Genomic DNA, 8,453 nt, shown 5'->3' on the forward strand with positions numbered 1-8,453 from the left:
GACAAGACCGAGGCAGCGGAAAAATGCTTGGTTTGCTTCGTGGCGAGCCCGCTGCACCAGGCTTGGGAAACGCCGGTCGGACACGAACGGAATCAACTGACTCTACGCTTCATCACCGGGCGAGACGTGCCTCCCGGATTTGATAGCCGCTTCGCCCGATTTCGCACCGGCAGCCCCTAACCCGGCGAACCGAACTCTAACGAATATTGGCGACGACGTCGATACCGTACAGATGCTTCAACTCGGCCTCGGCCACCAGATAATCGAACAACTTATCGAGGCGTTGGGTTTGGGTTGCATCCAGATTGCTCTCCAGATTCCGGTATTCCATCGGGTTCATCGTGCCGAGTTCCAGACTCTTACGGCCGGCTTCCAGTCGGCGCTCCTGAACCTTGCGCAATTTATCCAATAAATCGATCTGCTCGGTCAATTTGGTCAATTTGTTTTGAAATTGCCGGGACTGGCTACGGGTATCGTCAATCGCGCCGCGTAATTGCTCGTCCAACATGGTCTTGTCGTGAGCCGCCACCTTGACGGCGGCATCGCGGGCCTCGAAATTGGGCAGCTCAACCTGCACTTCGACGCCAACGGTGACCAAGTCGTTGATTTCCCTGGATTGCGAGGTACCCACCGATTTGATGTAAGGACTGTAGCCGGCCCAGGTCGAAACGCTGGGTTTCCAGACATCTTCGTGCTTGTCAATTTCGACCGCTTGTTGGACGATCTGAATATTGACTTCCTGGGTTTGAAACTGCAAGGCCCTATCGATATCGTAGGCGTGCGCGTCGTTCTTGCCCGGCTCCAGCGGATAGTCGTCCAACTCCAAGCCGGTGGCGCCTTTAAGATCCAGCCAACCTAGCAATTCGGTCATTTTGTTGTCCATCGCCTCGCGGGTATCGCCGGCGGTCAATTGCTGGTTCAGCAAATTACCTTCCTCGATCACGACGCCGACTTCGGAAGCCCGGCCCAATTCGAAATTGCGTTGCTGGGTTTTACTCTGGTCGCTGATCGCCTCGAGTTTGCGGGTTTCGATCTCGAGTTTATGTTTCTGCACCAAGGCCGCCAGATAGGCCTTGTAAACCGAAAACATGACATCCTGTTCGGTACGGTTCAAACGCGCCTCGGCCAATTGGATACCCAAACGGCTTTTCGCCGCTTCGTATTTGAATTCGGATTTGTACCACCAAGGCGCGGTCCAGCGCAGGCTCATGTAGGTGCGTTCCGAATTGGAGCGAATAGCGGTGGGATTGGTCGGGTCAACATTGACCACATTTTCGATCTGACTGGTATCGCCGAACTGATAACTCTCGTTGACGGTGAACTCCACCTCGGAAGCATATTTGGCATCTTCAGCGTCGTAGTTCAAACGCGCCGACTGCACGTCTCGACGCGCCTTGACGACCGACGGATTGTGGCATAACGCCATTTTAATCGCGCCCGGCAAACTCAAGCGTCCCACCGACTGGCGAGGCACGCCCTCGCAAAATGCGGGCGCGGCGACTTCACCGCCGCCGGCTTCCGCGTCGTCACCATACGGCCACGCCAGGGCCGAGGACATGCCCGCGCAGCTCAGCGCCGCGCCGATCAGTCCAGCCCGAATCCATGCGCCCATTCCGGCCTCGGTTTTGCCTAGACAACTCTCCCGAATCTCGGCCCGAACCTCGGGTTTGGCATTCATCATCGCTGATTTTCTGTTCATCATTCCTCGAATTTGACTTTATCGCCGGACTGCAAACCGACCTGTCCGCTCAATACGACGCGTTCCCGCTCGCCGAGCCCGGACGAAATCGCCACCATGCCATCCATGCTGGTGCTGTAGGTAACCTGTTTCAACTCCAAACGCCGCTCGGCATTGACCGTCATTACGACGCCGCGCTGTCCGGAATAATTCAGCAACGCTTTTTCCGGTATCGCCAGGGCCTGAAACGGATAATCGAAGCGGCAATAGCCGTTCATGCCGCGCGCCAACGGTATCGACTCGGTCGGCACGCCTTCCAATTCCAACCAGACGTTGAAAGTATAGGGTACCGTCGCCTCGGCCTTGCCGGCAACCGCGATAAAGTTGTCGATTTTAATGACCTTGGCGGCGAACGGCCGGTCCGGGTAAGCTTGCAGGTAAACTTCCGCCCGGTTGCCGGGTTGTATCGTCGAAAAGTAGCGTTGATCGACTGAAGCCTTGAACATCAACGTGTCGCCCAACGACATCAGGCCATTTTTCGGACCAAGGATGTTTTCGCCGGCATAGGTCGCCACCTGAACCACTTCGCCGTCGATCGGCGACAGAATGTCGGTTTTGGCGCCGCGGGTGTTTTGTTTCGCATCACCAAAGATGTTCTTGCTACGCGATTCGAACGATTGGCTCAAACTTTCCTGCGCCTTATTTAATTCGATACGGGCCTGATTCATGTCCGCTTCGTATTGCGCCAGATCGGTTTGGGCGATGATGCCGCTTTTGAAGGCCTCTTTCTCGCGCAAATAATCGCGGCGGGCCTTTTCATAGGCATTGCGCTTGTCCTCGACATCCAAACGAGCCAGCCGGGTCGGACTGCCGCCGTTATCCAGGCGCAGCAACAGATCGCCGACCTTGATTTTCGCGCCGCTCTCGACATAAACATCGGTCACGATGCTGGCGACTTCGATATTAATCGGCACTTCATGCAGAAAACCGATTTCGCCGGCCGCCGACACGGTCTTGACCATTTCCCGCAGGCTCGGCAATGCCGTTTCGACCGGTATCTGCGCGTTCATTTTGCGCAACATGGCCGGATAACCCATCGCGGAACTCCACAAGCGGGAATTCGGCGATTTGTAGGTCGGCACGATCGCCGAGTACAACAAATAGGCGCCCAGCAAAACCAGGCCGACATACAGCCAAACCCAACCGGAAACGCCGGTTAGCATTGAAAGTGGTTTAGGACTTTTCACGAGTAACTGAACGATATACGTTAGACAAGGCGTCCATGATACGCCGCCAATCGAAATAGGTCCGCGCATGAGCCGCTCCGGCGTTGACCAAACGCTCGGCCAACTCGGGATTTTCGAGTAATTTCAATACCGCCTCGGTCAGCGCCTGGGCGTCGCGCTGCGGCACCAGCAATCCGGTTTCGCCGTCGCGAATGACGTCGGAAATGCCGCCGACATCGCAGGCCACCACCGGCGTCAAGTAAGCCAGAGCCTCGACCAAGACGATACCCAGACCCTCGGTGTCGCCGCGACTGTCGACAATGGACGGCAACACGAACACGTCGGCTTCCCGATACAGCTGTTCCAATTGCTCGTTGGTCACGACGCCGTGAAAAACCACGCTATCCTCGATAGCCAGCGCTTGGGCCAACGCCTTCCACTCGGCCGCCTTGTCGCCGTCGCCGACGATATGCAAGCGAGCCTGGGTTTGCTTGACGATGTCCGGCCAGGCATTCAGCAAATAGCCGACCCCTTTGCGCTCGATCAAACGGCCGACATACAACACGTCCTTGACCGGCTTGGCCCGGTTTTTCTCGACCGGTTTGATCTCGACCGTGGCGCCGAACGGAATCACGTGTATCGACTCCACCGGCACGCCGGTCAGCGCCGCGAGTTGCCCGGCGGTATAGTTGGAATTGCAGATCAAGGCCTGAGCATGCTTGACGGCATGACGAATGAAGTAAGCAACGAACGGAAACTTCTTCGACAGCAACAGTTCCGCGCCGTGAAAGGTCAGCACGATGGGCGTGCGATGCGCCATCGCCGCGAAATAGCCCCAGATTCCATGCGGGAACGGCCAGTGGACGTGAATGACGTCGAAGTTGCCGCGCCGGCAAAACCCAACCGCCTGAACCAGTCCGGACAAAATATAAAACCCGGCCACGAACAAATACAGCGGATTGCGAATCCGGTTGGGCGCGCCCTGGAAATGAGTCAAATTTTCGAAGCGCTTGAAAAAATAACGGAAGCGGTAAACCGGTATGCCTTGCACACTATGGTTTTCCCGGCCTTCGTAACTGGGCGCGAACACCTCGACTTGGTAACCGCGCTCGGCCATGTAACGGTTGCACTCGACCAGAAACGAACCGTTACGGTCGTCTTCGCCCAGCGCATACACCGAAGTCATCATGCACACTTTCATGGTTCAACGATCCCCGGTTTTTAATATGAATTCGACAGCCACGCCGATGGCGAGCAATAACACGCCGGTCAACGCCAAACCGGTCGCGGCGATGCCGCCGATCAAACTCTGACCCAACAAAGCCGCCGCCAGCGCCGCCGCCGCGCAATATCCGAAAAACAGCAAGGGCCGATCGCCGTATGCCAGCAGCAACTTGACCGTTACCAGGTCGGCAATCGCAATCGAAAAACGTTTCAACCCGAAATTGGACCGCCCATAACGGCGTTGATGCCATTGAGTAACCACTTCCTTGAAACGGCAGCCGCGTTTTTGCGCCAGAATCGGCACCAAAAACCGATGCCAATCAGAACGCAGTCGCAAATCGCGCAGTTTGTCGCGGCGGATCAACTTGATCCAGTTCATGTCGTGCAAGCGCACCCCAAACAACCACCAATTGATCGAGTTATAGATTTTCGAGGCCAGCAATTTGCCGTCGCCCCTATCCTTACGCCAACCGACGACCACGTCGGTGTCGTCGTCCATCGCGCCATACAACACCGGAATGTCGTCTTCCGGCAACGATTCCAGATCGGACGGTACCAGGCACACGTAACGGCCGGCGGTATTGGGATAGGTATCGACGATCGTCGCGGTAATCCCCATTTTGTGCGGCCGGCTGACCAATTTGATCGGAACGTTGTCGGCGCGACCACGGCTGGCGAAGGCCGTCACCGCCGCGCCGGTACCGTCGGTGCTGCCGTCGTCGAAAAACACGATCTCGGCCGACACACCCAGTTTTTCGACGGCTTGCAAAGCCCCGCTCAGAAAGCGTTCGACATTGCCGACCTCGTTATACGCCGAGGTGACGATGGATAATTCCGGTGCCTCCATGATGCCGCCTTATCCCTGGAAAAAACGCTGTATCGTCGCCGCGACGTAGTCGATCTGATCACGGGTGATTTCCGGGAACATCGGCAACGACAAAATGTTGGCGGCGGCTTCTTCGGTGCGTGGAAAATCGCCGGCCGAGTAACCCAGGTAAGTCAGTGCCGGCTGCAAATGCAACGGCGTCGGATAATGCACGCCGCTTTCTATGCCGTTGGCTTTCAGGAAGGCGGACAAACCGTCTCTGTCCTGGCAACGTACCACGTACAAGTGATAAACCGGTTCGCAGCCCGCCGCCGCCGCCGGCAAGGTTAACGGTAAACCGGCCAATTTTTCCTGGTAATGGGCGGCGGCGGCTTGGCGGCCGGCGGTCCATTTCGGCAAATGCTTGAGTTTGACGTTAAGCAACGCCGCCTGCAAGGTATCCAAACGACTGTTTCTGCCGACGATTTCATGCAGGTATTTGGTCGAACGGCCGTGATCGCGCAGTTTGGCGATTCGGGCCGCCAATGCGGGATCGTTGGTCGTCACCGCGCCGGCATCGCCGTAGGCTCCCAGGTTTTTACCGGGATAAAACGAGAAGCAACCGACGTCGCCGATGCCGCCGACGGTCAGGCCGTTGATCGTCGCGCCGTGCGCCTGCGCCACGTCTTCTATCACCCGTAAACCGTGTTTTTTGGCGATCGCCAGGATTTCCGGCATCGGCGCCGGATGCCCGTACAAATGCACCGGAATGATCGCCTTGGTTTTGGCGGTGATTTTGCTTTCCAGCGCGGCCGGATCGATTTGGTAAGTCACGGGATCGATATCGGCAAACACCGGCGTGGCGCCGGACAACGCAATCGCTTCGGCGGTCGCGATAAAGGTGTGCGGCGTCGTGATGACCTCGTCGCCTTGGCCTATGCCCAATCCCATCAAGGCCAGTTCCAGCGCGTCGGTACCGCTACCGACACCGATCGCGTAAGCGGTTTTGCAATAGCTGGCAAAACTTTGCTCGAATTCGGCGACTTCCTGGCCGTTGATGAAGCGATTGTTCAAAATCACCCGATCCATCGCCAGACGGAATTCCTGTTTGTGGCGCTGATACTGGGCGCCGAGATCGGCGAACGGCACGCGCCGGGCCGGCGCATCGGTCGGCGCGGCTCCATCGGTTTTGTAAGGACTTTGCGGCATCAGCTCATACTGGCATTTGACGGCCTCGACCTCGCCGATTTTCTTGGCCGGCACGCCGAATAAAATCGCGCCGTCCTCGGTTGACTTGGTAATCACGCTGCCGGCGCCCACCAGCACCCGTTCGCCGATTTCAAGATTCGGACTGACCGTCACCGCCGCGCCCAAAATCGCACCGCGGCGGATCACCGGTCCGTTCAGGCATTCCTTGGCCTTATCGCAAGTCGGATGCGGCACGTTGGTAGTGATGACCCGCGGCCCCAACCAAACGTCATCCTCCAGCACGGTGTATTCGCATAAACCGGCTTGGGCCTGCAGGCGCACGTTGTTCCCGATCTGGCAGTGGTGCTCGATGACCACGTTGGCCCCAACCGAACAATGGTCGCCGAGATTGGTGCTCTCGCGGATGAACACGTAATGGCTGACGTGACAATGACTACCCAGCGTCGTGCCGGCATAGATGATGGTGCTGGAACGGATGTGGGTATCGTCACCGATCACGGTTTCCAGTTCGCCGGGCTGATAACCCTTGGGCGGATAACCGATGATGCAAAAATCCTCGATGACGACGTTCTTGCCGAGTTTGACATTGGGATGGACGATAGCGGTCGGCGCCACGCTAGCCGAAGACCGCGAATTTTCTGGATTGGACATGGATTTAATAATTTCGTGAGTCTAAAAACGTATAAGGCTGGCTTATTTACGGGGAAGCAGGCGTTGATCCTCGGCCGAGTCGCTCCTTCGCCGCATTTCCGCGCGGCCAAGCCGGCTATGGGTCGGTTGAAAGCGCAGCCAAACTTCGCGACTGGTGGCGGCTGACTCGTAGATCGCGCTGATTAAGCGCAGGGACTTCAAACCCTCCAGACCGTCCACCATTGCACCGCCGCCGTGATTAATCACATGCACCACGTTGCGCAAATATTCCAAATGGCCAAAACCATAGACGTTGGGCGGATTCTGGTTGAACTCTTGCAGCACCAGTTCGTCGTCCGGCGTCTGCTCGTCGAACAACCAGGTTTTCATTTGGTTGACCGCGAACCCACCGATCTCGACGGTACCGTGCTCGCCAAGAATATTGATCGACGCCTCCAGGTCTTTCGGCCGGGCCGCCGTGGTCGCTTCGATGACGCCCAGCGCGCCGCTACGAAAGCGCAATACGGCAACGCCGGTATCCTCGACTTCGATATCCACCAGACTCCGCGCGGTGTAGGCGAACACCGAATCGACATCGCCGCACAACCAAGTCAACAAGTCTACGTGGTGGCTGGCCTGATTGGAAAAAACCCCACCATCCCACAGCCAGGTGCCGCGCCAGCCGTCCTGATCGTAATAGGCTTGATTGCGCATCCAGCGCACTCGGGCGGTGGCCATCGCAATCTTGCCGAATCGGCCGGCCTTCATCGACTGATACAGTTTTTGCACCGGTACGTTGTACCGATTCTGTTTGACGACGAACAACTTGACTTGAGCACGGTCGCAGGCTTCGATCATCGCCTCGGCGTCGTCCAGCGTCAACGCCATCGGCTTTTCGACGACCACGTGCTTTTTGTATTGCACGACATCCAGTACGTGTTGGGCATGGCAACCGGTCGGCGTCAACACGTTGATCACGTCGATTTTATCGCCCATCGCCGCCATCATTTCATGCACGTCGGTGAAGTGCGGCACACCGTATTTGCTCCCGAATAGTTCCGCCCTTTCCTCGGTAACGTCGCAAACCGCCACCAATCTTGCGCCTTCCACCGGCCCTGACAATACCTCGGCATGCCGAGAGGCAATCCGACCGCAACCCAATAACGCAAAATTCAGTACATTTTCCATTTTTTCTTCTCGATTGACTCATCCTCAAACAAACTAAACGCGAAATCGCCGATTCCGCCCCCTAAAACTTTAGATCAACCGTGCTTAAGCGCAAATGCCATCACGCTATCCGCCAGACGCCCCGCCTCGGCGTCGTCCGCGATCACCGACCAGTAGTAAAGACAATAGGCAACTTCGCCGTAATTGATTTCCTTGACCTTACCGAAAAAACTTTCCTGGCCCAGCCCTGTTCGCGTATTGCCCTCGGCCGACACCTCTCCACTCGGCAGAATACGCGGCTTCAACCAAGCCATACCCAGACGCACGGCATCGAACAACTGCTGGCGTAAACGAGCATCGTCGGCATAAGACCAAGCAATCTGCAAATTCATCAATGTGACCGCCTGGTAGCTACTATCGTGGCCGCCCTTTTCTATAAACACGCCATCGCTGCGTTGAGCCGCCACCACATCGCGCAAAAATCCGTTACCGATCGCAATCAAACCGGGATCGT

The 8,453-nt window shown here is 56.9% G+C and carries 8 protein-coding genes; 1 reads left to right on the forward strand and 7 read right to left on the reverse strand.

What is annotated here, in order from left to right:
* Positions 1–180, forward strand: a 180-nt coding sequence (locus AC3B8H_RS15450; protein WP_488442437.1) for a hypothetical protein, incomplete at its 5' end; no start/stop codon positions are given.
* Positions 181–196: 16 nt separating this feature from the next.
* Here the strand turns inward: AC3B8H_RS15450 and AC3B8H_RS15455 are convergent.
* The 7 genes from AC3B8H_RS15455 to AC3B8H_RS15485 form a co-directional block, all read right to left on the reverse strand.
* Positions 197–1,699, reverse strand: a complete 1,503-nt coding sequence (locus tag AC3B8H_RS15455) for a TolC family protein (RefSeq protein ID WP_488442438.1) — start codon at positions 1,697–1,699, stop codon at positions 197–199.
* On the reverse strand, positions 1,699–2,901 hold the full coding sequence (locus AC3B8H_RS15460) for an efflux RND transporter periplasmic adaptor subunit (RefSeq protein ID WP_488442439.1): 1,203 nt from the start codon (positions 2,899–2,901) through the stop codon (positions 1,699–1,701). The genes AC3B8H_RS15455 and AC3B8H_RS15460 overlap by 1 nt, the downstream gene beginning before the upstream one ends.
* Before the next feature lie 10 nt (positions 2,902–2,911).
* Positions 2,912–4,105, reverse strand: a complete 1,194-nt coding sequence (locus AC3B8H_RS15465) for a glycosyltransferase family 4 protein (RefSeq protein ID WP_488442440.1) — start codon at positions 4,103–4,105, stop codon at positions 2,912–2,914.
* Positions 4,106–4,108: 3 nt separating this feature from the next.
* Positions 4,109–4,975, reverse strand: coding sequence for a glycosyltransferase family 2 protein (locus AC3B8H_RS15470; RefSeq protein WP_488442441.1), 867 nt, complete (start codon positions 4,973–4,975; stop codon positions 4,109–4,111).
* A gap of 9 nt (positions 4,976–4,984) precedes the next feature.
* Positions 4,985–6,793, reverse strand: a complete 1,809-nt coding sequence (locus AC3B8H_RS15475) for an aminotransferase class I/II-fold pyridoxal phosphate-dependent enzyme (RefSeq protein WP_488442442.1) — start codon at positions 6,791–6,793, stop codon at positions 4,985–4,987.
* 42 nt (positions 6,794–6,835) lie between these two features.
* Complete coding sequence (locus tag AC3B8H_RS15480) at positions 6,836–7,960, reverse strand: Gfo/Idh/MocA family protein (protein WP_488442443.1); 1,125 nt, start codon at positions 7,958–7,960, stop codon at positions 6,836–6,838.
* Positions 7,961–8,034: 74 nt separating this feature from the next.
* Positions 8,035–8,453 (reverse strand): hypothetical protein (locus AC3B8H_RS15485; RefSeq protein WP_488442444.1); only part of this gene is annotated, 419 nt, incomplete at its 5' end.

The sequence above is a fragment of the Methylomonas sp. BG-2 genome (assembly GCF_057766305.1).